The organism is Streptomyces sp. NPDC047917 (assembly GCF_043204345.1).
In the GTDB taxonomy this organism is placed as follows: Bacteria; Actinomycetota; Actinomycetes; order Streptomycetales; family Streptomycetaceae; genus Streptomyces; species Streptomyces sanglieri.
Genome location: NZ_JBIDCA010000008.1, coordinates 108,340 through 130,728, shown reverse-complemented (window position 1 = coordinate 130,728; position 22,389 = coordinate 108,340). Strand labels below are relative to the sequence as shown.

18 protein-coding genes and 1 pseudogene are annotated in these 22,389 nt (G+C 72.2%); 11 read left to right on the top strand and 8 right to left on the bottom strand.

Annotated elements, in window-relative coordinates:
* Nucleotides 1-110 precede the first annotated feature (110 nt).
* The 5 genes from iolC (at nucleotide 111) to mmsA (ending at nucleotide 6,446) form a co-directional block, all read left to right on the top strand.
* Complete coding sequence (iolC, locus tag ACGF8B_RS20595) at nucleotides 111-1,094, top strand: 5-dehydro-2-deoxygluconokinase (RefSeq protein ID WP_392740388.1); 984 nt, start codon at nucleotides 111-113, stop codon at nucleotides 1,092-1,094.
* Nucleotides 1,091-2,026 carry a deoxyribose-phosphate aldolase gene (locus tag ACGF8B_RS20590; RefSeq protein WP_392740386.1) on the top strand — a complete coding sequence of 312 codons (936 nt, stop codon included), beginning with the start codon at nucleotides 1,091-1,093 and terminating at the stop codon, nucleotides 2,024-2,026. The genes iolC and ACGF8B_RS20590 overlap by 4 nt, the downstream gene beginning before the upstream one ends.
* On the top strand, nucleotides 2,023-2,904 hold the full coding sequence (gene iolB, locus ACGF8B_RS20585; RefSeq protein WP_392740383.1) for a 5-deoxy-glucuronate isomerase: 882 nt from the start codon (nucleotides 2,023-2,025) through the stop codon (nucleotides 2,902-2,904). Before ACGF8B_RS20590 ends, iolB begins: the two co-directional genes overlap by 4 nt.
* A 146-nt stretch (nucleotides 2,905-3,050) precedes the next feature.
* Nucleotides 3,051-4,934 carry a 3D-(3,5/4)-trihydroxycyclohexane-1,2-dione acylhydrolase (decyclizing) gene (gene iolD / locus ACGF8B_RS20580; protein ID WP_392740380.1) on the top strand — a complete coding sequence of 628 codons (1,884 nt, stop codon included), beginning with the start codon at nucleotides 3,051-3,053 and terminating at the stop codon, nucleotides 4,932-4,934.
* A gap of 12 nt (nucleotides 4,935-4,946) precedes the next feature.
* Nucleotides 4,947-6,446: a CoA-acylating methylmalonate-semialdehyde dehydrogenase gene (mmsA, locus tag ACGF8B_RS20575; RefSeq protein ID WP_392740378.1), complete on the top strand. Its 1,500-nt coding sequence runs from the start codon at nucleotides 4,947-4,949 to the stop codon at nucleotides 6,444-6,446.
* Nucleotides 6,447-6,512: 66 nt separating this feature from the next.
* Here mmsA and ACGF8B_RS20570 read toward each other — a convergent pair whose 3' ends face one another.
* Together ACGF8B_RS20570 and ACGF8B_RS20565 are read right to left on the bottom strand one after the other, a co-directional pair.
* On the bottom strand, nucleotides 6,513-6,935 hold the full coding sequence (locus ACGF8B_RS20570) for a hypothetical protein (protein ID WP_392740375.1): 423 nt from the start codon (nucleotides 6,933-6,935) through the stop codon (nucleotides 6,513-6,515).
* A 190-nt stretch (nucleotides 6,936-7,125) separates the two neighbouring features.
* Entirely contained in the window at nucleotides 7,126-7,854 is a 729-nt protein-coding gene (locus ACGF8B_RS20565) for a VC0807 family protein (protein ID WP_392740373.1), read from the bottom strand.
* 229 nt (nucleotides 7,855-8,083) lie between these two features.
* Here ACGF8B_RS20565 and ACGF8B_RS20560 point away from each other — a divergent pair, with 229 nt between their 5' ends.
* On the top strand, nucleotides 8,084-8,689 hold the full coding sequence (locus ACGF8B_RS20560; RefSeq protein ID WP_392740370.1) for a DUF4291 domain-containing protein: 606 nt from the start codon (nucleotides 8,084-8,086) through the stop codon (nucleotides 8,687-8,689).
* A gap of 103 nt (nucleotides 8,690-8,792) precedes the next feature.
* On the opposite strand, the gene ACGF8B_RS20555 is transcribed toward ACGF8B_RS20560, so the two are convergent.
* Entirely contained in the window at nucleotides 8,793-9,953 is a 1,161-nt protein-coding gene (locus ACGF8B_RS20555) for a DUF3103 family protein (RefSeq protein WP_392740367.1), read from the bottom strand.
* 262 nt (nucleotides 9,954-10,215) lie between these two features.
* Between ACGF8B_RS20555 and ACGF8B_RS20550 the strand changes: the two genes are divergently transcribed.
* From ACGF8B_RS20550 to ACGF8B_RS20530, 5 genes are all read left to right on the top strand, one after another.
* Nucleotides 10,216-10,938 carry a DUF981 family protein gene (locus ACGF8B_RS20550; protein WP_392740365.1) on the top strand — a complete coding sequence of 241 codons (723 nt, stop codon included), beginning with the start codon at nucleotides 10,216-10,218 and terminating at the stop codon, nucleotides 10,936-10,938.
* 173 nt (nucleotides 10,939-11,111) lie between these two features.
* The gene (locus ACGF8B_RS20545) at nucleotides 11,112-13,772 is read left to right on the top strand and encodes an alpha/beta fold hydrolase (protein WP_392740362.1); all 2,661 of its coding nucleotides are present in this window, start codon (nucleotides 11,112-11,114) and stop codon (nucleotides 13,770-13,772) included.
* Nucleotides 13,769-14,647: an ABC transporter permease gene (locus tag ACGF8B_RS20540; protein ID WP_392740359.1), complete on the top strand. Its 879-nt coding sequence runs from the start codon at nucleotides 13,769-13,771 to the stop codon at nucleotides 14,645-14,647. The genes ACGF8B_RS20545 and ACGF8B_RS20540 overlap by 4 nt, the downstream gene beginning before the upstream one ends.
* Before the next feature lie 132 nt (nucleotides 14,648-14,779).
* On the top strand, nucleotides 14,780-16,387 hold the full coding sequence (locus tag ACGF8B_RS20535) for a von Willebrand factor type A domain-containing protein (RefSeq protein ID WP_392740356.1): 1,608 nt from the start codon (nucleotides 14,780-14,782) through the stop codon (nucleotides 16,385-16,387).
* A 218-nt stretch (nucleotides 16,388-16,605) separates the two neighbouring features.
* On the top strand, nucleotides 16,606-17,073 hold the full coding sequence (locus ACGF8B_RS20530) for a DUF1772 domain-containing protein (protein WP_392740354.1): 468 nt from the start codon (nucleotides 16,606-16,608) through the stop codon (nucleotides 17,071-17,073).
* Between the two features lie 18 nt (nucleotides 17,074-17,091).
* Here the strand turns inward: ACGF8B_RS20530 and ACGF8B_RS20525 are convergent.
* From ACGF8B_RS20525 to ACGF8B_RS20505, 5 genes and pseudogenes are all read right to left on the bottom strand, one after another.
* Nucleotides 17,092-17,405: pseudogene (locus ACGF8B_RS20525) on the bottom strand (L-rhamnose mutarotase).
* Nucleotides 17,406-17,427: 22 nt separating this feature from the next.
* Entirely contained in the window at nucleotides 17,428-18,495 is a 1,068-nt protein-coding gene (gene rhaS / locus ACGF8B_RS20520; RefSeq protein ID WP_392740351.1) for a rhamnose ABC transporter substrate-binding protein, read from the bottom strand.
* A gap of 45 nt (nucleotides 18,496-18,540) precedes the next feature.
* Complete coding sequence (locus ACGF8B_RS20515; RefSeq protein ID WP_392740348.1) at nucleotides 18,541-19,590, bottom strand: ABC transporter permease; 1,050 nt, start codon at nucleotides 19,588-19,590, stop codon at nucleotides 18,541-18,543.
* Nucleotides 19,574-20,629 carry an ABC transporter permease gene (locus tag ACGF8B_RS20510; RefSeq protein WP_392740345.1) on the bottom strand — a complete coding sequence of 352 codons (1,056 nt, stop codon included), beginning with the start codon at nucleotides 20,627-20,629 and terminating at the stop codon, nucleotides 19,574-19,576. The genes ACGF8B_RS20515 and ACGF8B_RS20510 overlap by 17 nt, the downstream gene beginning before the upstream one ends.
* Nucleotides 20,626-22,164 (bottom strand): sugar ABC transporter ATP-binding protein, encoded by a 1,539-nt coding sequence (locus ACGF8B_RS20505; RefSeq protein ID WP_392740342.1) that lies wholly within the window; start codon nucleotides 22,162-22,164, stop codon nucleotides 20,626-20,628. The genes ACGF8B_RS20510 and ACGF8B_RS20505 overlap by 4 nt, the downstream gene beginning before the upstream one ends.
* Nucleotides 22,165-22,389 lie beyond the last annotated feature (225 nt).

Here is a 22,389-nt window from a genome sequence, read left to right as displayed (position 1 = left end):
GCGGCAGGTGTCAATCATTCGTCCGTATGTCCGGACAAAGCATTGACAGGGTTCCGGGGGAGGGCTAGACCTGGGGGCAGTCACCCCGGACGGCGGTCGAAGGGATGGTCATGCCTGAGCGGTACGACGTCATCACCATGGGCCGCATCGGTGTGGATCTCTACCCGCTGCAGACCGGTCTGCCCCTGGCGCGGGTCGAGAGCTTCGGGAAGTTCCTCGGCGGCTCACCGTCCAACGTCGCCGTCGCGGCGGCCAGGCTGGGCCGGCGGACGGCGGTGGTGACGCGCACCGGCCGGGACGCCTTCGGGGAGTATCTCCACCACCAGCTGCGGGAGTTCGGGGTGGACGACCGGTGGGTGACGCCCGTGGACGCGTATCCGACACCGGTCACCTTCTGCGAGATCTTCCCGCCCGACGACTTCCCCCTCTACTTCTACCGGCAGCCCAAGGCCCCCGATCTGGAGATCCACGCCTCGGAGCTGGACCTCGCGGCGGTCCGCTCCGCCCGGGTCTTCTGGATGACCGGCACCGGGCTGTGCGCCGAACCGAGCCGGACCGCGACCCTCGCCGCACTGCGCGCCCGCGACCGCTCCGGCACCACCGTCTTCGACCTCGACTGGCGCCCGATGTTCTGGAACGCCCAGGAGGACGACCCCGGAGCCCGCTACCGCGAGGCCCTCGCCCTCGCCACCGTCGCCGTCGGCAACCTCGACGAATGCGAGATCGCGACCGGTGAGCGCGAACCGCACGCGGCCGCCCGCGCCCTGATCGGCGCGGGCGTCGAACTCGCCGTCGTCAAACAGGGCCCCGCGGGTGTGCTCGCCGTCCACCGCGACGGCACGGTCGCCGAGGTGCCGCCACTGCCCGTCGAGGTGGTCAACGGCCTCGGCGCCGGTGACGCCTTCGGCGGGGCGCTCTGCCACGGGCTCCTCGCGGGCTGGGGGATCACGCGCGTCATGCGGTACGCCAACGCCGCCGGGGCCATCGTCGCCTCCCGGCTCGCCTGCTCGTCGGCCATGCCGTTCCCGTCCGAGGTCGAAGCGGCCCTGACCGAAGGCGCCGTCACCTCCCGCCCCACCGGAGCCACCCCATGACACCCGCGGCCTCCTCCGTCTCCGAGCTCGTCCAGCTGCGCATGCGCCACCCCGAGGCCGTCGCCGAAGCCGCCGCGCGACGCCGCAGACGCCCCCTGGTCGGCGGCGGCGGACGGCTGATGATCATCGCGGCCGACCATCCGGCCCGCGGCTCGCTCTCCGTCGGCGACCGCGCACTGGCCATGGCCAACCGCTTCGAGCTGCTGGAACGGCTCCGCCTCGCCCTCTCCCGCCCCGGTGTCGACGGAGTGCTCGCCACCGCCGACATCCTCGACGACCTGCTGCTCCTCGGCGCGTTGGAGGACAAGGTCGTCATCGGCTCGATGAACCGCGGCGGGCTCGCGGGCGCGGCCTTCGAGCTCGACGACCGGTTCACCGGCCACCGCCCCGAGGACCTCGCCCGGCTCCGCTTCGACGCGGGCAAACTGCTGCTCCGGATCGACTACGACGACCCCGGCTCGCTCGACACCATGCACGCCACCGCCCGCGCCATCGACGCCATGGCCGCGCACCGGCTGCCGGTCTTCGTCGAGCCGTTCCTCTGCCGCCGCACCGACGGCCACGTCCGCAACGACCTCGGTGCCGAGGCGGTCACCACCTCGATCGCCATCGCGTCCGGGCTGGCCGGGACGTCCGCGTACACCTGGCTCAAGGTTCCCGTCACCGAGAACCCCGACGACATGGCCCGGGTGATGGAGGCGTCGACGCTGCCCGCGGTGCTGCTGGGCGGGGAGGTGGGCGACGACCTGGACGGGGCGTTCGAGAAATGGCGCACGGCGCTGCGACTGCCCACCGTGCAGGGGCTCGTGGTGGGGCGTTCGCTGCTGTACCCGGCCGACGGTCAGGTGACCGCGGCCGTCGACACGGCCGTTTCGCTGCTGGAGCCGAGAGAGCCGGAAACGGGCCGGACAACGGATGGGGAGCGACCATGACGACGGACGACGGATCGCGGCACCACCTGAAGGCCGGGAGCACGGCGAACGGTTCGTACACCCTGGACATCGGCCCGGAGCGGGCCGGCTGGGACCGGTCGAGCCTGCGGGTCCTGGAACTCGCCCCCGGCGCAGTCCACACGCTCGTCACCGGCGGGAGCGAGTGGATCGTGCTGCCGTTGACCGGTGGCTGTACGGTGCACTCCTCAGGTGAGATCTTTGAACTGCTGGGCCGGGAAAGCGTGTTCAGCGGGGTATCCGACTTCGCGTACGTACCGCGTGACGCCCATGCACAGATCGCCTCCGGCGCAGGAGGCCGCTTCGCCCTGGCAGGAGCGAAGTGCGAGCGACGACTCCCCGCTCGCTACGGCCCCGCGCCGGAGGTACCCGTCGAACTGCGCGGCTCCGGGAACTGCTCCCGCCAGGTCAACAACTTCGCCGCCGCCGACACCTTCGAGTGCGACCGGCTGATCGCCGTCGAGGTGCTCACCCCCGGCGGTAACTGGTCGTCCTACCCGCCCCACAAGCACGACGAGCACCGCCCCGGCGCCGAATCCGTGCTGGAGGAGATCTACTACTTCGAGGTGGAGCACGACGGCCTCGGCTACCACCGGGTCTCGCCCTCCCGCCCCGGCGGTACGGACGTCCTCGCCGAGGTCCGCAGCGGTGACGCGGTCCTGATCCCCGACGGCTGGCACGGCCCGTCCATCGCCCCGCCCGGCCGCACCCTCTACTACCTCAACGTGATGGCGGGCCCGGGGGAGCAGCGGGAGTGGCTGATCAGCGACCATCCGGACCACGGCTGGATCCGCGACACCTGGCCCGCGCAACCGGTGGACCCCAGACTCCCCTTCCACGGGACGGAGCCGCGCCCGTGACCGGACTCCCCTTCCACGGGACGGAGCCGCGCCCGTGACCGGACTCCCTCTCCACGGGACGGAGCCGCGCCCGTGACCGGACTCCCTCTCCACGGGACGGAGCCGTCCATGACCACACTCCCCTTCGACGGGACGGAGCCGCGCCCATGAGCAGTACCCGCCGCCTCACCACCGCCCAGGCCCTGATCTCCTTCCTGTCCCGCCAGTACACCGAGCGCGACGGCCGCCGGCAGCGCCTGATCAGCGCCACCTGGGGCATCTTCGGCCACGGCAACGTCGCCGGCGTCGGCCAGGCGCTCGTCGAGTCCGGCCGGGCGATGCCCTACCTCCAGGGCCGCAACGAACAGGCCATGGTGCACGCCGCCGTCGGCTACGCCCGCCAGTCGGGCCGGCTCTCCGCGCAGGCCGTCACCACCTCCATCGGCCCCGGCGCCACCAACCTCGTCACCGGTGCCGCCCTCGCCACCGTCAACCACCTCCCGGTCCTCCTGCTGCCCGGGGACACCTTCGCGACCCGGCCCGCCGACCCCGTGCTCCAGCAGCTCGAAGTCCCGTTCGCGGGTGACATCTCCGTCAACGACTGCCTGCGCCCCGTCTCCCGCTACTTCGACCGGATCACCCGCCCCGAGGCCCTGGTCCCGGCCGCCCTCCAGGCGATGCGGATCCTGACCGACCCGGCGGAGACCGGCGCCGTGACGCTCGCGCTGCCCCAGGACGTGCAGGTGGAGGCGTACGACTGGCCGGCGGAGTTCTTCGCCGAACGCGTCTGGTACGTGCGCCGCCCCGCCCCCGATCCGTACGAACTCGACCGGGCGGTACGGGCGGTGCGCACCGCCCGCAGGCCGCTGATCGTGGCGGGCGGCGGGGTCCACCACAGTGCCGCCGAGGAGACCCTCGCCGCGTTCGCCGCCGCCACCCGCATCCCCGTCGCCACCACCCAGGCGGGCAAGGGCTCGCTGCGCCACGACCACCCCGCCGACGTCGGCGGCATCGGCCACACCGGCACCGCGACCGCCGACGAGCTGGCTCGCACCGCCGACCTCGTCATCGGCATCGGCACCCGCTACTCCGACTTCACCACCGCCTCCGGCACGCTCTTCGCCGACCCGGCGGTCCGCTTCCTCAACATCAACATCACCGGCTTCGACGCCCACAAGCTCGGCGCCCTCCCGCTCGTCGCCGACGCCCGCACCGCCCTCGAAGCCCTCACCGCCGCGCTCGCCGCCCGCAACCACCGGGTCGACCCCGCCCACGAGACGGAGTACACCGACGCCAAGGAGAAGTGGGAGCGGCGCGTCACCGCCGCGTTCACCGCCCCGGACCCGCACGCCCGGCCCACCCAGGCCCAGGTCCTCGGCCTCCTGGACGCCCTGGTCACCGACGACGACATCCTGATCAACGCGGCCGGTTCGCTCCCCGGCGACCTGCACAAGCTCTGGCGGGCCCGCTCCCCGCACCAGTACCACGTGGAGTACGGCTACTCCTGCATGGGCTACGAGATCCCGGCCGCGATCGGGGTCCAGCTCGCCGCCCCCGGCCGTCCCGTCTGGGCGCTGGTCGGCGACGGCACGTATCTGATGAACCCCACCGAGATCGTCACCGCCGTCCAGCTGGAACTCCCGGTGAAGCTGGTCGTCCTCCAGAACCACGGCTACGCCTCCATCGGCGGCCTGTCCGAGCAGGTCGGCGCCGAGCGTCTCGGTACCGCCTACCGGCACCGGGGGACGGACGGCCTGTTCACCGGCCCGCCGCTGCCCGTCGATCTCGCCGCCAACGCCGGCTCGCTCGGCATGCGGGTACTGCGCGCCAGGACGGTGCGTGACCTGCGTGAAGCGCTTGCCGAGGCGCGTGGTGCGGACCGTCCCACTTGTGTCTACGTCGAGACCGAAACGGCAGACATTGTGTCGGGCCCCCCTCCGGCGCAGGCGTGGTGGGATGTTCCCGTAGCCGAAACGGCCACCCGGCCACCGGCTGTGAAAGCCCGGGAAGTGTACGAACGTCACGTCGCCGACCGACGCCCCCACCTCTGAAGGAGTTTTGTCATGAAGACCGTCAACCACTGGATCGGTGGCAAGACCGTCGAGGGCGCGTCGGGCAACTACGGCCCGGTCACCGACCCGGCCACCGGCGCCGTCACCACCCAGGTCGCGCTCGCCTCCCTCGAAGAGGTCGACGCCGCGGTCGCCGCCGCCAAGGACGCCTACGCCACCTGGGGCACGTCCTCGCTGGCCGCCCGCACCGCGGTGCTGTTCCGCTACCGGGCACTGCTCGACGCCCACCGCGACGACATCGCCGCGCTGATCACCGCCGAGCACGGCAAGGTGCACTCGGACGCGCTGGGCGAGGTCGCCCGCGGCCTGGAGATCGTCGAGCTGGCCTGCGGCATCACCACCCAGCTCAAGGGCGAGCTGTCCACCCAGGTCTCCAGCCGGGTCGACGTCTCCTCGATCCGCCAGTCGCTCGGCGTCGTCGCCGGCATCACCCCGTTCAACTTCCCGGCCATGGTGCCGATGTGGATGTTCCCGCTCGCCATCGCCTGCGGCAACACCTTCGTCCTCAAGCCCAGCGAGAAGGACCCCTCGGCCGCCAACCTGCTGGCCGAACTGGCCGCCGAGGCCGGTCTGCCGGACGGCGTGCTGAACGTCCTGCACGGTGACAAGGTCGCCGTCGACGGGCTGCTGAACCACCCGGACGTCGCCGCGGTCTCCTTCGTGGGCTCCACCCCGATCGCCCGCTACATCCACAACGCCGCCACCGCCAACGGCAAGCGCGTCCAGGCGCTCGGCGGCGCGAAGAACCACATGCTGGTGCTGCCCGACGCGGACCTCGACGCCGCGGCCGACGCCGCGGTCTCCGCCGCGTACGGCTCCGCCGGTGAGCGCTGCATGGCCATCTCCGCGGTCGTCGCCGTCGGCTCCATCGCCGACGAGCTCGTCGCGAAGATCAAGGAGCGCGCCGAGAAGATCAAGATCGGCCCCGGCAACGACCCGGCGTCCGAGATGGGCCCGCTGATCACCGCCGCCCACCGCGACAAGGTCGCCTCCTACGTCACGGGCGCCGCCGCCCAGGGCGCCGACGTCGTCCTGGACGGCACCGGCTTCACCGTCGACGGCTTCGAGGACGGCCACTGGATCGGCCTCTCCCTCCTCGACAACGTGTCCACCGACTCGGACGCGTACAAGGACGAGATCTTCGGCCCGGTCCTGTGCGTGCTGCGCACCGAGACGTACGAGGAGGGCGTCGCCCTCATGAACGCCTCGCCGTTCGGCAACGGCACCGCGATCTTCACCCGCGACGGCGGCGCCGCCCGCCGCTTCCAGCTGGAGATCGAGGCCGGCATGGTCGGCGTCAACGTGCCGATCCCGGTGCCGGTCGGCTACCACTCCTTCGGTGGCTGGAAGGACTCGCTCTTCGGCGACCACCACATCTACGGCAACGACGGCGTGCACTTCTACACCCGCGGCAAGGTCGTCACCACCCGCTGGCCGGACCCGGCCGACGCCCCGGCCGGTGTGGACCTGGGCTTCCCCCGCAACCACTGATCAACGGCCCGGCCCCGACGGCCCGTACGGATGCCCCCGCGCCCGTACGGGCCGTCGCCGTACGGCTCACAGCCGCCGCAGCCCCGCGTACTGCAACGCCCCCATCGCCCCCACCACCACACCCTGGAAGACGATCCAGCCGTTGCCGACGCCGGTGGCGGTCAGCGCGTCCACGGCGACGGCCAGTACACCGGCGAGCGCCCACGCCGTGTTCAGGGCGATGACGAAGGCGACCGCGCCGCGGCCGATGTCCTCCCGGCGGGCGACGGCCAGCAGCCACAGGGCGTACCCCGTGAGGAACACCCCCACCGGGTAGAGCACCGAGCGGTCCACGCCGAGGAACGAGTCCAGGACCGTGGCGAGCGCCAGATAGCCGATGCCGTTGGCGCCGGTGAGGACCACGTCCGCCAGCAGGGCGAACCGGAGCAGGCTGTCGGAACGGGCGGCGTCCGCGGCCGTGACCGTACCCGCGTCGTGGGACGACATCATGGGGTCTTCCTTCCGTTGTCACGCGGGCGGCGAGCAGCCGCCGGCCGGCCCGTACGGGAACGGTAGGAGCGGGCGGGGGGCGGCTCAATTACCTCCCAGGTAATCGCCGGAGCCCCGAAGAGACCCGGAAGGGGCCGGTGGGGGAGCCGTTCGCGGCTCCCCCACCGGCCCCTTCGCCGGGTCCGGTCCGTCAGAGCGCGGCGTCCGCCGCCTTCCCGGCACCGGCCTCCTCGGCGATCATCCGCTCCATCGGGACCGCGCCCACCCGGCCCGAGAGCAGGAACGCGAACACCAGCGTCATCACCATGACCACCGTGCCGAGCCACACCATCGTCTCCACCGGCAGCGTGTACGCGCCCACGGCCCGCAGCACGCACTCGCCCAGCAGCGCCGCACCCCACACCGCCGAGAACCGGATCTCCGCCCGCCGGAACGCCGCCGACCCCGCCGCGAGCCGCTGCCAGGCGCGGTCCTTGGCCGCGTCGCCCTTCACCAGCCAGGGCCGCACCCCCGCGGTCATCATCGGCTGCCCCTTCAGCGCGGTCACCAGGATCACCAGCCCGATGACGCTGCTCACCCCGCTGTCCTTGGCGAGCATCAGCCGCGGGTCCCCGACCGCCAGACTGGTCAGCAGGCTCACCACATTGACCGTCACGATCAGCGCCGCCAGCCCGTTGAGCCGGCGCTTGCGCACCACGCCCCACACGGTGCGCACCGCCGGCAGCACACTGCTCCAGGCCAGCGCGGCGAAGGTGCCCAGGCCCGCCGCCTTCAGCGCGTAGTACGAGGCGAGCGGCACCCCCACATCCACCAGCAGTGGCATCAGGCTGTCCAGCAGGGCATTGCGCGGCGGGTGCGGGGCGGTGACGGCCGGAGCATCTGCGACCGGGGCGGTGACGGTGGCGGCCGGGCTGGTCATGAGGGGGTCCTCTCCCGCGTATCGGCGGCGCCTTTCCGGCCCCGCCCTCGATACGTACAGACTGGCCGCCGGGGCCCGGTGCCCGGCAGAGCCGCGTGTACCGGACTCCGTATGACGAATGTCAGCCCCCTCGGATGACAGGTCCGCCCACCCACCCTGCGGAGCCCCGGACTCCGGTACGACCGTAAACCGTTCGCCGCGCCCGACGGGCCGGTGTTCTGATGGGGCCATGACCGCTCCGACCAGGCCGCAGTACGAGATACGCGCCCAGCACACGGACACCACCGTCACCGTCTACCAGGCGTACGCCCCCTTGATCGGCGTGCCCGCCGCCCGTGACGGGCGCTTCCCCGAAGCCTGGAAGCGCGATCGCATGACATGGATCAAGCCGAGCTTCCTGTGGATGATGTACCGCTGCGGCTGGGCGCTGAAGGAGGGTCAGGAGATCGTGCTGGCCGTCGAGATCACCCGTGAGGGCTTCGACTGGGCCCTGGAGCACGCCGAACTCTCCCACTACGTCAGGGGAGTCCACCCCGACCGCGCCGCCTGGCAGCGGGACCTGCGCCGCGCCCCGGCCCGCGTCCAGTGGGACCCCGAGCGTGACCTGTGTCTGAACCGGCTGCCGTACCGCTCCCTCCAGCTCGGGCTCAGCGGCGAGGCGTCACGGCGGTACGCGGACGAGTGGACGGTGTCCGTCCGCGACGTCACCCCGCTCGCCCGGCAGGTCCACGAACGGGTGCGTGCCGGGCGGCTCGACGACGCGGCGGCGCTCCTGCCCGAGGAGACCCCGTACCCGCTCGGCGGCGTCCCGCTCCCGGCACGGGCGGCGGCCTGACTCCGGCCCGGCCCGGCCGGACCCCGGAGCATGCGCGGCACCGCGCTCCGCGCACGCTCCGGCGCGTGATGGTGCGTGATGGTGCGTGGGATGTCCCGGGTGGTCAGAGCTCCGGCACGTGGTACGGCGAGACGGTCATCCAGCCGTTGCCCGCGGCGCCGTTGCGCTGACCGCTGCTGCTCCTGGCGAGGGTGTACCAGGACTCGACGTAGTCCGGGTCGTCGGTCCACCAGCTGGTGGGGATGGCGTCGAGCAGCGCGTCGACCAGCGGGATGTACGCGCCCTGGTCGGTGATGGTGAGCAGGACCGCGGCGATGGCCTTGGCCAGCGCCTGGTAGTTGGTGTCCCCGTCGTCCTCCATCATGACCGCGTCGGCCATGTCGTACTTGTAGGAGGACCAGTTCACCAGGACCTGGCCCGGGTAGTAGGTCGTGTCCTCCTTGTTCAGATAGGGCATCTCGACGGTGTCGACGCGTGGTTTGCCGTCCTTGCCGAATCCCGTGACGAGGGTGAAGATCTCGGCGTCGCCCTTGAAGAACGGCTCTTCGACGTCGCTGAGCCGTACCGAGTCGATCCGGGTGGTGTCGATGCCCGACGCGGCGGACAGGCCGGCTCCGGCGGACGGCGCGGTCGGGCCGAGGCCCTTGGCCTCCAGAGTCTTGTCGATGACCTTCAGCCCCTCGGCGACGGCCTTCGCGCCGTCGATGTCGACGAGGTAGACCGGCCGGTCGGTGGCGCTGTCCAGGGGCAGTTCATGGGCCGCGCCCCGGCTGTCGTACGCGGTGAAGGTCGAGGCGCCGTCGTCGTCGGACGGAGCGGCCGCCACCAGAGGGGCGGTGCCCCGGGCGAGCCGGTCCTTCATCGACGCGTCCGCCAGGCCGAGCCGCAGCAGCGGACCCGCGCCGCTGCCCAGGCCCTTGGCGGCGGCGACGCCCCGGTCGGCCGCGGTGATCCGGGCGGCGAGCTTCCGGCCGGCCGGGGCGGTGGCGTCGCCGGCCAGTGCGCCGAGGCCGACCGCGTCCGCGGACAGGGTGGCTCTGCGGACCTCTCTGTTCCAGTCCGGATCGGCCAGGGACCGGGCGAGCGCGAGCGCGGTGGCGTCCTCGATTCCGGAGACCGAGGAGGAGGTGGAGACGGCGGTGGTGGCGGCCGCCGTGTCCGTTCCGGACGGTGCTGCCAGCGCGGTGCCCTGGAGCGGGACCAGGGCGGTCGCGGCCAGGGCGACACCGATCAGTGCCGTGCGCAGCGGTGTGGAAGTACTCAAGAGGGTCTCTCCTGCCGGGAGTCGGAGCACTGCGGGGGCGCCGGTGCGACCACCGGCATCCGGTGGGCGGGAGGGGGGCGATCGCATCGGTCTATGCGAGTAGAGCGCGACCGGGTGTCCATGACAAGACCGCCTGGGTCCGGTCGGGCGCCGGTGATCCGTGAAGGGCGGGCCCGAGGAGTGGAGGTGCGCACACGCATCCGTGGCCCGGACGAGTGGACAAATGCCGCATCAAGCGCATATTCATCGATACGCTCCCGGAATGATTCACCATGTCATCCCCCTGGCGGCATCCGGCCTGAAGATCGACTGGGCCAGGATGCCGACGTACAACACGATCATGTCGGTGGCCGCCGGCGCGGGGCTGCTGCTCGTGGTGGCGCTGGGCCGTCAGCTCCTCACGCCCGGACGCACCGTCAACCCCGAAGGCTGGGTCCTCGCGTTCGGAGCCCTCGGCTTCACCCTGGTGACCACGGGCCTCCACATGACCCTGACCTGGCCGCTCGCCGGGCAGGGCTTCCCGTTCGACAACGTCATCTTCGGTGAACCGGCGCTCGCCTTCGGGGTCTTCCTCTTCGCCGCGGCCTTCTACCTCTGGAAACGCGGAGCCGAACTCAACAGTGCGGACCGCATCGTCCAGTCGGCCCGCGTCGCCATGCCCATCTCCGTCTTCGTGTTCGGGATGGGGCTCGCCTGCTTCGGGATCGCCGCCGCGGGCTGGAAGTACACCCTCTTCGCCGCACCGCCCGAGGAGCCCATCTCCGGGGAGTTCGCGCGGTGGCCGATCCTGGAGGCGAGCTTCATGTCCGGGCTGTACGTCCTGGTGGGCATCGGTGCGCTGCTGTTCCCGTTCGTGCTGCGGCGGCCGTCGAGCCGGATGGCCCCGGTGACCGGCGTCGTCTGGGCACTGGCCGGTCTGGCGTTCCTGCTCTTCGGCGGGCTCAACTACTTCACCCACATCGGCCTCATCGTCAACACCATGTGAGCCACCGGGCATCCGGCCGCCCTCGCCACCGGGCATCCGGCCGCCCTCCGCGCACCGACGGCCCGGCATACCGCGCATGGAGTACGGGCGCCGATCGCGTACGCCGCAAGGAGGCCGGAGACCTCCCCCTGGTGGCTGGCCGCCCGCCGCGGCAGCCCGCTTAAAGTCGCACCATGGAGACTCCCGAAGCGAGCAGGTCCAGGTGGCGGTGGCCGGCGCGCCGCAGAGGCGGCCGGTGGGCCGCGGGCCTCGCGGCGCTCGCCGTGGTGGCCGGAGCCGGCACCTGGAACGCCGCGGCCGGCGACAGCGGGCCCGCCGTGCACCGCCAGGACCGGATGATGAAGGCCGACGGAGTGTCCCTCGACACCTCGTACTTCACCGCCGGCGGTACCGGACGCCGGCCCGCCGTGCTGATCGGGCACGGCTTCGGCGGCAGCAAGGACGATGTGCGGGCGCAGGCCGAGCAGTTGGCCCGCTCCGGGTACGCCGTGCTCACCTGGTCCGCCCGAGGGTTCGGGAAGTCGGGCGGGGACATCTCGCTCAACGCCCCCGACCGCGAGGTCGCGGACGTGTCCCGGCTGATCGACTGGCTCGCGGCCCGGCCCGAGGTGGAACTCGACGCGAAGGGCGACCCCCGCGTCGGGGTCACCGGCGCCTCCTACGGCGGAGCCGTGTCCCTCCTCGCCGCCGGGTACGACAAGCGGGTCGACGCCATCGCCCCGCAGATCACCTACTGGAACCTCGCCGACGCGCTGTTCCCCGACGGGGTCTTCAAGAAGCTCTGGGCCGGAATCTTCGTCACCACCGGCGGCGGCTGCCAGAAGTTCGAGAAGCGGCTCTGCGAGATGTACGAACGCGTCGCCGTCAGCGGCAAGCCCGACGCCGCGGCGCGTGCCCTGCTCACCGAACGTTCGCCGAGCGCCGTCGCCGACCGGATCAAGGTGCCCGCGCTCATCGTGCAGGGCCAGTCCGACTCCCTCTTCCCGCTCGGGCAGGCCGACGCCATGGCCGAGGCCATCAGCGGCAACGGCGCACCGGTCGCCGTCGACTGGATCGCCGGCGGACACGACGGCGGCGACCCGGAGACCGACCGGGTCCAGCGGCGGATCGGCGACTGGTTCGACCGCTACCTGAAGGACGACGAGGGCGCCTCCACCGGTCCCGGCTTCCGCGTCACCCGCACCGGAGGCATCGACTCCACCGACGGGGCCGCCCTCACCCGGGGGGCGACCAGCGCCACCTACCCGGGGCTGAGCAGCGGCGCACGGAGCGTCGGCCTGGGCGGGCGCGCGAAGACGTTCCGCAACCCCGCCGGGGCCAACCCGCCCGCCATCTCCGCCGTACCCGGAGTCGGCGGCGGCCTCGCCCGGCTGTCCTCCCTCGGCGTCGGCCTCTCCATCGACTTCCCCGGCCAGTACGCCCGCTTCGACTCCGCCCCGCTGAACGAGCCGCTGAGCGTCACCGGCTCGCCGGCCGTCCAGGTCGACGTCAGGGCCGAGCACGGCGACGCGGTGCTGTTCGGCAAGGTGTACGACGTGTCGCCGGACGGCAAGCAGCAGGTACTGCCCGCCCAGCTCGTCGCCCCCTTCCGCATCACCCCGGACCAGCAGGGCAAGCCGGTCCGGCTGACCCTCCCCGCCATCGACCACCGGTTCGACGCCGGACACCGGCTCCGGCTCGTCCTGGCCGCCACCGACCTCGGCTACGCCTCACCGGCCGAGCCGACGACGTACACCGTCACCCCCGCGGGACCGCTGAGCCTGCCCACGGCCCCCGCTCTGAAGACCGCCGCGGCCGGGCTGCCCTGGTGGGCCTGGGGACTCCCGGCCGCCGCCGTCGTGATCGCCGCCCTGCTGCTGCTCACCGCCCGCCGCCGCACCGCGACGCCCGCACCCGATCCGGCCCTGGCCGACGTACCGCTGCGGATCACCGGCCTGTCGAAGAAGTACTCCGGATCCGCCGACAGGTACGCCGTGCGGGAGCTGTCCTTCGGGGTCGAGAAGGGGCAGGTGCTCGGACTGCTCGGCCCCAACGGCGCGGGCAAGACCACGACCCTGCGGATGCTGATGGGGCTCATCACCCCCGACGACGGCGAGATCCGGGTCTTCGGCCAGGCCATCCGGCCAGGGGCGCCCGTACTGTCCCGGGTCGGCTCGTTCGTCGAGGGCGCCGGCTTCCTGCCGCACCTGTCCGGGCGCGCCAACCTGGAGCTGTACTGGCAGGCCACCGGGCGCCCCGCCGAGGACGCGCACCTGGAGGAGGCCCTGGAGATCGCCGGGCTCGGCGACGCCCTGGCCCGCGCCGTCCGCACGTACTCGCAGGGCATGCGGCAGCGGCTCGCCATCGCCCAGGCCATGCTCGGCATGCCGGACCTGCTGATCCTCGACGAACCGACCAACGGCCTCGACCCGCCCCAGATCCGCGAGATGCGTGACGTGATGATCCGTTACGCGGCCAGCGGCCGGACCGTCATCGTCTCCAGCCACCTGCTCTCCGAGGTCGAACAGTCCTGCACCCACCTCGTGGTCATGGACCGCGGCCGACTCGTCCAGGCGGGACCGGTCGCCGAGATCACCGGCTCCGGCGACATGCTGCTCGTCACCACCGCGCGGGAGGTCCCCGAGCCCCTGGTGGAGAAGATCGCCGCGCTCGCGGGGATCGGCTCGGCGGTCCGCACCGACGACGGACTCGGACTGCTGGTCCGGCTCGACGGCGCCACCGCGTCCGGGCTGATCACCGAACTGGTCAGGCTGGACGTGCCGTTGACCGGTGTCGGACCGCACCGCCGCCTGGAGGACGCGTTCCTCACCCTGATCTCCGGAGGCTCCGCATGAGTGCCGCAGTCGATCTCACCGGGGGCGCCGCGGCCCCCGGCTACCGGGCCCGGCACACCCTGCCGCTGCGCGTCGAGGCGATGCGCCAACTGCGCAGGCGCCGCACCCTGATCATGGGCGGCGTGCTGGCCGCGCTGCCGTTCGTCCTGATCGTCGCGTTCGCGATCGGCGGCACCCCGGACTCGCGGGGCGGCGGCGGCGACCGGATCACCCTGATGGACACCGCGACCGCGTCCGCCGCGAACTTCGCCGCGACCTGCCTGTTCGTCTCCGCCGGCTTCCTGCTGGTCATCCCGGTCGCGCTGTTCTGCGGCGACACCGTCGCCTCGGAGGCCGGCTGGTCGTCGCTGCGCTACCTGCTGGCCGCACCCGTGCCACGGGCCAGGCTGCTGTGGAGCAAGCTCGTCGTGGCGCTCGGCTTCAGCCTGGCCGCGATGGTGCTGCTGCCGCTCGTCGCGCTGGCCGCGGGAGCCGCCGCGTACGGCTGGGGGCCGCTCGAACTGCCCACCGGGGGCGTGCTCGCCGCCTCGGCGACCGTGCCCCGGCTCGCGCTCGTCGTCGCGTTCGTCTTCGTGTCCCAACTGGTCACCGCGGGACTGGCGTTCTGGCTGTCCACGAAGACCGACGCACCGCTCGGCGCGGTCGGCGGCGCGGTCGGACTGACCATCGTCGGCAATGTGCTGGACGCCGTCACCGCGCTCGGGTCCTGGCGCGAATTCCTGCCCGCGCACTGGCAGTTCGCCTGGGCGGACGCGCTCCAGCCGGACCTGGAATGGGGCGGCATGGCCAAGGGGGCGGCGGTCTCGGTGACCTGTGCCCTGATTCTGTTCGCGCTCGCCTTCCGGGGGTTCAGTCGTAAGGACATCGTGTCCTGACCTTGACGTTCCGCCGGATCCCCGGCCTTCGTTGCCGCATCGAGACAGATCCGCAACGTCTTCGTCTGCTCCCCGGCGCCGCCTCGCACGTCACATTCACAAGTGCTGGTACGACGACGTTGGGGGCAGGCGATGGAACGCCGGACGGACAAACGCACAGGGCGGCACGTACGGACATGGCGGGGAACGCGGGCCGCACTCGGGGCGCTGGTGGCGGGCGGGGTGCTGCTCACCGGGTGCTCGGGAACGTCGAGCGGCACCAAGGCCGCCACCGACAGCCGGGGCGGCTCGCGTCCGGGACCCGGGCCCGCGGCCTCGGCCGGCGCGGCCGAGAGCGACGGCGCGAAGAGGCAGGACGGGCTGCGGGAATCCGCACCCCCCGACTACCTGTCGACCTTCGCCCTGGACGTCGACACCGCCTCGTACGGCTACGCCCGCCGCACCCTCGCCGACGGCAGTCTGCCGGAGCCGTCGACCGTGCGGCCCGAAGAGTTCGTCAACAGCTTCCGCCAGGGCTACCGGCGCCCGGACGGCAACGGCTTCAGCGTGAACGTCGACGGGGCCCGCGCCGGGGACAAGGGCGAGGACTGGTCGCTGGTACGGGTCGGGCTGGCCACCCGGGCCGCCCCCGCCCGTGACGAACGCCCGCCCGCCGCACTCACCTTCGTCGTCGACATCTCCGGCTCGATGGCCGAGGCGGGCCGCCTCGACCTGGTGAAGAAGTCCCTGGACATCCTCACCGACGAACTCCGCGACGACGACTCAGTCTCCCTGGTCACCTTCAGCGACGAGGCGAAGACCCTGCTGCCGATGACCCGGCTGCGCGACCACCGGGGCCGGATCCGCGACCGGGTCGACTCCATGGAACCCACCGACTCCACCAATGTGGAGGCCGGCATCCGCCGCGGGTACGACGAGGCGGTCGACGGCCATGTCGAAGGCGCCAACAACCGGGTCGTGCTGCTCTCCGACGCCCTCGCCAACACCGGCGAGACCGACGCCGCGGCCGTCCTGGAACGCATCGGCTCCGCCCGCCGGGACCACGGCATCACTCTCTTCGGGGTCGGCGTCGGCAGCGACTACGGCGACGCGTTCATGGAGCAGCTCACCAACAAGGGCGACGGCCACACCACCTACATCGCCGACGAGGAGCAGGCCCGCAAGGTCTTCGTCGACCAGTTGCCCGCCCACCTCGAACTGACCGCGCGCGACGCCAAGGCCCAGGTCGCCTTCGACCCGAAGACCGTCAAGCAGTTCAAGCTCATCGGGTACGAGGACCGCAAGGTCGCCGACGAGGACTTCCGCGACGACCGCGTCGACGGCGGCGAGGTCGGCCCCGGCCACACCGTGACCGCGCTCTACGCCGTACGGCTCAGGACGGGTGCCTCGGGGCACGTGGCGACGGCCACCGTGCGCTGGCTGGACCCGAAGACCCGGGCACCGCACGAGGAGAAGGGCACGGTGGCGACGGGCGCGATCGGCGGACCGCTGTGGGACGGCGACAGCAAGCGTCTCCAGGTGACCGCGGTCGCCGCCTGGTTCGCCGGGTCACTGCGCGGCGAACAACTGCCCGGCGCGCCCGGCCTCGGCGAACTCGCCTCGCGGGCGGGCAGGCTGGCGGAGGCCACCGAGGACGAATCCGTACGGAAGCTGGCGACCGCGATCGGGCAGGCCGACCGGCTCAGGGGAGGGGCGGGCGACGGCGGTTCCGGGGGAGCGCGGGAGGGCGAACTGGACTGAACGGGGCACGGGGCCGGGGAGAGCCGGCGCGGTCCGCACCGACCTGCGCGAGGGGCTGGGGAGAGCCGGTGTGGTCCGCGCCGACGTCCACGAGGGGGCGGGGAGAGCCGGTGCGGTCCGCGCCGACCTGCACGCGGGGCTGGGGAGAGCCGCTGCGGTCCGCGCCGACCTGCGCAATCCGGCTGTGCGGGGCGCCCGGCGACGCCATGATGTTCGGCATGTCGTCCTCCCTGTCCTCCCTGTTCCTGGCGCTTGCCGTGATCACGACGGGCCTCTACGCCGGATTCATGCTGACGTTCCGGATCGCGATCATGCCCGGCATCGCGGCACTGCCCGACGAGCGGTTCACCGACGCCATGCGCCGCTTCAACGAGAAGGTGCCCGGACCGGTCTTCCTGCTCCTCTTCCTGGGGGTGATCGCCCTCCCGGCGGTCGTCGTGTTCGGCGGCGACGGCGGCACGGACCGGGTGCTCGCCGTCGCGGCGCTGGTCTGCGCGGTCGCCGGGCACCTGATCACGATCGGCGGCAACATCCCGCTGAACAAGGCGCTCGCGGAGTCCGAGGGCGGCGACGACAGCGCGGCCCGCGCGGCGTTCGAGGCCCGCTGGAACAGGCTCCACCTGGTCCGGACGGCGCTCTCCCTCGCCGCGTTCGCCCTGCTGGCAGCGGTCGGGGCCGATCTCTGAGCCGGGCGGCGGTCCCGCTCACGCGAGGTGGAAGACCTCGGTGAGCGGGACCGTCGCCTCGCCGGCCGCCTCCGGCTGCTCGAAGAAGTCCGCCATGTCGCGCTGCCACCGCTCGTTGACCCCGGTCGCGGCCATCGCCTCGCGGGCCGCGTCGAAGTCAGGTGTCTCCAGATGGCCGACGAGCAGGCCGTCCTCCCGCAGGAAGAGCGAGTGGTTGTCCGGCCGGCCGCACGGAGCGCGGCGAGCAGGTCCGGCCGGACCGCGGCGTGGCGCTCGCGGTACTCGTCGATCCGGTCCTTGCGTATGGTCAGCGGAAAACAGACACGCTGCACGGTGCGGGCCCCCGGTGTCCGGTCAGAAGTCGAACTTGTCGATGTTCTTGCGGTCGAAGACGGTCGGCTCGCCGAGGATGACCTCACCGTCCTTGCCGACCGTGTACTCGCCGAGCCTGCCCGCCTTGAACTTCTCCCCCTGCGCGCCGGTGATCTGCCCGGACGCCAGCGCGGCGGCGGCGTACGAACCGAGGTGGCCCAGCTCCTGCGGGTTCCACAACGAGAACTGCTCGACCGTGCCGTCCTTGACGTACTTGCGCATCTGGTTCGGCGTGCCCAGACCGTTCAGCACGACCCTGCCCTTGTACGAGGAGTCGCTCAGATAGCGGGCGGCGGCGGCGATGCCGACGGTGGTGGGCGAGATGATGCCCTTCAGGTCCGGATACGCCTGCATCAGGCCCTGCGTCTGCTGGAACGACTTCTGGTCGGCGTCGTCCCCGTACGCCACCTTCACCAGCTTCATGTCCTTGTACTTCGGCAGCTTCAACTCGTCCTGCATGAAGCCGATCCAGGTGTTCTGGTTGGTGGCGTTCTGGGTGGCCGAGAGGATCGCGACCTTCCCCCGGTAGCCGATCTGCTCACCGAGGTGCTGCACCAGACTGCGGCCGATCCGCTCGGAGCTCGCCTGGTTGATGAAGAGCTGACGGCAGTCCTTGGCGGTGTCGGAGTCGTACGCGACGACCTTGATGCCCTTCTTCATGGCCTGCTTCAGCGGGCCGCACACCGCGTTGGGGTCGTTGGCCGCGACCAGGATCGCGTCCTGGCGCTGCTGGATCAGCGTGTTGATGTAGCTGACCTGCGAGGAGGCGCCGGCGTCGGAGGGGCCGACCTCCTTGCCCGTGCCGCCGTACTCCAGGGCCGCCGCGATGCCCGCGTCGTCCACGATCTTCTCGTACGGGTTGTTGATCTGCTTGGGCAGGAAGGCCAGCTTCAGGCCCTTCTTCAGCGGCGCGTCCGGATCGGCCTTCGCCGTGGCCCCGGACTTCGCGGAGTCCTTGCCCACGCTGTCCTTCGTGGTGCCGGAACAGGCGGCCAGGGCGAGGGCGAGGGACACGGCGGCCGCGGCGGTCGCGGCGGTGCGGAGCATCATGGCGGTGACGTGCCTTTCGACGGGGGACAGGGGGGGGGAGGGGGTTCAGAGCCGGTCGCCGGCGGCGCGCCGGTGCCGTCGTTCGACGACGGCGGCGATCACCCGGGGGGTGAGTACGGACGCCACGAGCAGCAGGCCGGTCACGATCACCTGCACCTCGTTGGCGACGTCGTTGAGCGTCAGGAGGTTCTTCAGCACTCCGATCAGCAGCACCCCGGCGACCGCGCCGAAGAGGGTGCCCTTCCCGCCGTCGAAGTCGATCCCGCCGAGCAGCACGGAGGCGATCACGAGCATCTCGAAGCCGAGACCGTTGTCGGCGCGGGCACTGCCGTACCGCAGCGTGAACAGGACACCGGTGAACGAGGCGAACAGCCCCGTCACGACGAACAGCAGCAGCTTGATCCGCTTGACCCGGATGCCCGCGAAGTACGCCGCCTCCTCCTGGGCACCGATGGCGAACAGCGAACGGCCGAACCCGGTGGCGTGCAGCACGACCGCGGTGATCACCGCGAGGACCGCGAAGAGCAGGACCGGGTACGTGAGGAAGGTGCCGGGCACCGTGGTCGTGTCGACGGTCCACCGCGCGTACGTGGCCGGGAAGTCGGTCACCGCGTCGCTGCCCAGCGCCACCGAGGCCAGGCCCCGGTACAGGGCCAGGGTGCCGATGGTGACGGCCAGCGACGGCAGCCCCACCCGGGTGACCAGCCAGCCGTTGAGCAGCCCGCCCGCCACACCGGCCAGCAGCACCACCGGAACGATCGTCTCGAAGGCCCAGCCGGCGTTCCACAGCGCACCGGTCAGCGCACTGCCCAGGCCCAGCATCGAGGCGACCGACAGATCGACCTGACCGGCGACGACGAGCAGCGTCATCGGCAGCGCGATCAGGGCGACCTCGACGACATCGTTGAACGCGAAGGCGAGGTTCTCGCCGGAGCCGAAGCCGTCCGTGGAACCGAGGCCCACGACGATCACCGCCACCAGGAGCACCCCGACCGCGGTGTCCCAGCGCAGCGCCAGGCTCCGTACCCGGCCGGCCGGGCCCTGCCCGGACCGCGCGGCGTCCGCCGCCTCCCGCGTCTCAGCCGCCGTTCCCATGCCGGGCGCTCCTCTTCCTCAGTGCGGCGGTCATCCGCAGGTTCACGATCCGGTCGACACCGATGGCGAGCAGCAGCAGCGCACCGGTGATGGCGCCCTGCCAGAAGGAGCCGACCTTCAGCACGACCAGGACGCTGCCGATGGTGGTGAGCAGCAGCGCGCCCAGCGCCGCGCCCCAGACCGTCCCCGTACCACCGGTGATGGCGACGCCCCCGACGACCACGGCGCTCACCACGGTCAGTTCCCAGCCGTGCGCGTTGTCCGCGACGACCGTGCCGAACCGGGCCAGCCACAGGGCCCCGGCGAAACCGGCGACGGCCCCGGAGAAGACGTACGCGGCCAGGATCCGGCGGCGGATCGGGACCCCGGCGAGCAGGGCGGCCTCCGGGCTCGAACCGATCGCGTACAGCTCCCGGCCCGAGCGGTGGCAGCGCAGGAAGTACGCGGTCGCGGCGAGCAGCAGCAGGGCGATCAGCGGCAGGTACGGCACTCCGAGAACGCCGCCGCTGCCGAGCCCGAGGACCCGGTCCGGCACCTCGGCGGCGCTGATCTGGTCGCCCTGCGCCCACCAGTAGTCGACGCCCTGGATGATGTAGAGCATGCCCAGCGTCACGACGAGCGCCGGGACCCCGCCGAAGCTCACCAGGGCGCCTGAGACGAGCCCGCAGACCACCCCGACGGCGACGCCGAGCAGCAGCACGGTGAGCACCCCGTGATCCGTTCCGGCGACGAACCTGCCGCAGGCGAAGGCGGAGAGACCGACGACCGACCCGACCGACAGATCGATGTTGCGGGTGATGACGACGGCCGACTGACCGACCGCGAGCAGCACCAGGATCGACGCGTTGAGCAGCAGGTCCTTGACGCCCTGGCCGGACAGGAACCGCGGGTTGGCGACGGAGGTGACGAGGACCAGCAGGAGGAGTGCCCCGGCGATGGAGATCTCCCTGGCCCGGAACACGGCGTCCACCAGCGCGGCGGCGCTGCGGGGCGGGGCCCCGGCACCGATGTCCGGCGGACCTTCGACGGTGGTGGTCATGGAGCCGTCCTCCCGCCCAGGCCGGTCGCCGCGGCCATGACCGATTCCTCGGTGGCGGCGCGGCGCGGGAGTTCGGCGACGAGCCGGCCCTCGCGCATGACCAGGACCCGGTCGGCCATCCCGATCACCTCGGGCAGATCGGAGGAGATCATCAGCACCGCGAGCCCGTCCGCCGCCGACGCGGAGAGCAGCCGGTGGACCTCGGCCTTGGTGCCGACATCGATGCCGCGGGTCGGCTCGTCGACGATGAGCACGGCCGGCTCGGTCGCCAGCCACTTGGCGAGCACGACCTTCTGCTGGTTGCCGCCGGACAGCACACCGACGGCGTCCGTGAGCCGGCCGTACTTGAGCCGGAGGCGCACCGCCCAGTCGGCGGCCCGGTCGTGCTCCAGGGTCCGGCGGACCAGGCCGCGCCTGCGGACGGCGCCGAGGCCGGTGAGGCCGATGTTGCGCTCGATGGACATCGCCATGACGAGCCCGCGCTGACGGCGGTCCTCCGGTACGAGCGCGAGCCCGGCGGCCATCGCGGCGGTCGGCGACCCGGGGCGCAGCGCGGTGCCGTCGACCCGTACCTCCCCGGCGTCCGCGCGGTCGACGCCGAAGACCGCCTGGGCGACCTCGGTCCGGCCGGCGCCGACGAGCCCGGCGAGCGCGACGATCTCCCCGCGCCGGACCTCGAACGACACATCGCGGAAAACGCCCTCGCGGGTCAACCGGCTCACGGCCAGGGCGACTTCGCCGACCGTCGCCCGCTGCTTCGGGTAGAGCCCGGCCGGCTCGCGGCCGACCATCCGGCGCACCAGATCGTCCTCGGTCAGTCCGGCCAGCGGTTCGCAGGAGATCAGGCGGCCGTCGCGCAGCGTCGTGACCCGTTCGCACAGCTCGAAGATCTCGTCGAGCCGGTGCGAGATGAACAGCACGGCCGCGCCCTCGTCGCGCAGCGTCCGAACCACGGTGAAGAGCCGGGCCGTCTCGGCGCCGGTGAGCGCGGCCGTCGGCTCGTCCATGATCAGGACCCGGGCGTCGAAGGAGAGCGCCTTGGCGATCTCGACGATCTGCTGGTCCGCGATGGAGAGCCCGCGGGCCGGCCGCTCGGGCGACAGGTCCACGCCGAGCCGGCGCATCAGCTCCGCGGTGGCCCCGCGCAGGGCGCGACGGTCGATCCGGCCGAGGCCGCGCCGGGGCTGACGGCCCATGAAGATGTTCTCGGCGATGGACAGATCGGGGAAGAGGGCCGGTTCCTGGTAGATGACGGCGACCCCGGCGTCGCGGGCGTCGGCGGGCCCGTGGAAGGCGACCGGCCGGCCGTCGAGCAGCACCTGCCCGCCGTCCGGGCGGTGCACCCCGGCGAGCGTCTTGATGAGGGTGGACTTTCCCGCGCCGTTCTCCCCGGCGAGCGCGTGGACCTCGCCGGGGCACAGGGACAGCGACACCTCGTGCAGGGCGCGTACGGCGCCGAAGGACTTGCTCACGTCCTTCAGCGCCAGGACCGGGCCGGCGGATGCCGGGGCCGGGTCCTTGGCGGGCTGGTTCATGAGGGCTCCTCAGCGGAGGCACGCACCGGTGGGACGCGGTGCCCCACACACCGTGAAAGGATTCAATGCGGTAGCTGGGAAGCTAGACGGGGAGTGCGGGAACAGTCAATGGGACGGTGAGCACGGCCGTTTCGGACCTGTCGTCCAGGGGCCCGGCGGACCCCGGCGGTCACCGCCCGCGCGAGTGGAGGAGCTGTGACGGTTGCCGTGAAAACGCAACCGGCA

Excerpts from the sequence above, each read along its gene's own strand:
- iolC (WP_392740388.1), top strand. The coding sequence starts at position 111 with ATGCCTGAGCGGTACGACGTCATCACCATGGGCCGCATCGGTGTGGAT.
- ACGF8B_RS20590 (WP_392740386.1), top strand. The coding sequence starts at position 1,091 with ATGACACCCGCGGCCTCCTCCGTCTCCGAGCTCGTCCAGCTGCGCATG.
- iolB (WP_392740383.1), top strand. The coding sequence starts at position 2,023 with ATGACGACGGACGACGGATCGCGGCACCACCTGAAGGCCGGGAGCACG.
- iolD (WP_392740380.1), top strand. The coding sequence starts at position 3,051 with ATGAGCAGTACCCGCCGCCTCACCACCGCCCAGGCCCTGATCTCCTTC.
- mmsA (WP_392740378.1), top strand. The coding sequence starts at position 4,947 with ATGAAGACCGTCAACCACTGGATCGGTGGCAAGACCGTCGAGGGCGCG.
- ACGF8B_RS20570 (WP_392740375.1), bottom strand. The coding sequence starts at position 6,935 with ATGATGTCGTCCCACGACGCGGGTACGGTCACGGCCGCGGACGCCGCC.
- ACGF8B_RS20565 (WP_392740373.1), bottom strand. The coding sequence starts at position 7,854 with ATGACCAGCCCGGCCGCCACCGTCACCGCCCCGGTCGCAGATGCTCCG.
- ACGF8B_RS20560 (WP_392740370.1), top strand. The coding sequence starts at position 8,084 with ATGACCGCTCCGACCAGGCCGCAGTACGAGATACGCGCCCAGCACACG.
- ACGF8B_RS20550 (WP_392740365.1), top strand. The coding sequence starts at position 10,216 with ATGATTCACCATGTCATCCCCCTGGCGGCATCCGGCCTGAAGATCGAC.
- ACGF8B_RS20545 (WP_392740362.1), top strand. The coding sequence starts at position 11,112 with ATGGAGACTCCCGAAGCGAGCAGGTCCAGGTGGCGGTGGCCGGCGCGC.
- ACGF8B_RS20540 (WP_392740359.1), top strand. The coding sequence starts at position 13,769 with ATGAGTGCCGCAGTCGATCTCACCGGGGGCGCCGCGGCCCCCGGCTAC.
- ACGF8B_RS20535 (WP_392740356.1), top strand. The coding sequence starts at position 14,780 with ATGGAACGCCGGACGGACAAACGCACAGGGCGGCACGTACGGACATGG.
- ACGF8B_RS20530 (WP_392740354.1), top strand. The coding sequence starts at position 16,606 with ATGTCGTCCTCCCTGTCCTCCCTGTTCCTGGCGCTTGCCGTGATCACG.
- rhaS (WP_392740351.1), bottom strand. The coding sequence starts at position 18,495 with ATGATGCTCCGCACCGCCGCGACCGCCGCGGCCGCCGTGTCCCTCGCC.
- ACGF8B_RS20515 (WP_392740348.1), bottom strand. The coding sequence starts at position 19,590 with ATGGGAACGGCGGCTGAGACGCGGGAGGCGGCGGACGCCGCGCGGTCC.
- ACGF8B_RS20510 (WP_392740345.1), bottom strand. The coding sequence starts at position 20,629 with ATGACCACCACCGTCGAAGGTCCGCCGGACATCGGTGCCGGGGCCCCG.
- ACGF8B_RS20505 (WP_392740342.1), bottom strand. The coding sequence starts at position 22,164 with ATGAACCAGCCCGCCAAGGACCCGGCCCCGGCATCCGCCGGCCCGGTC.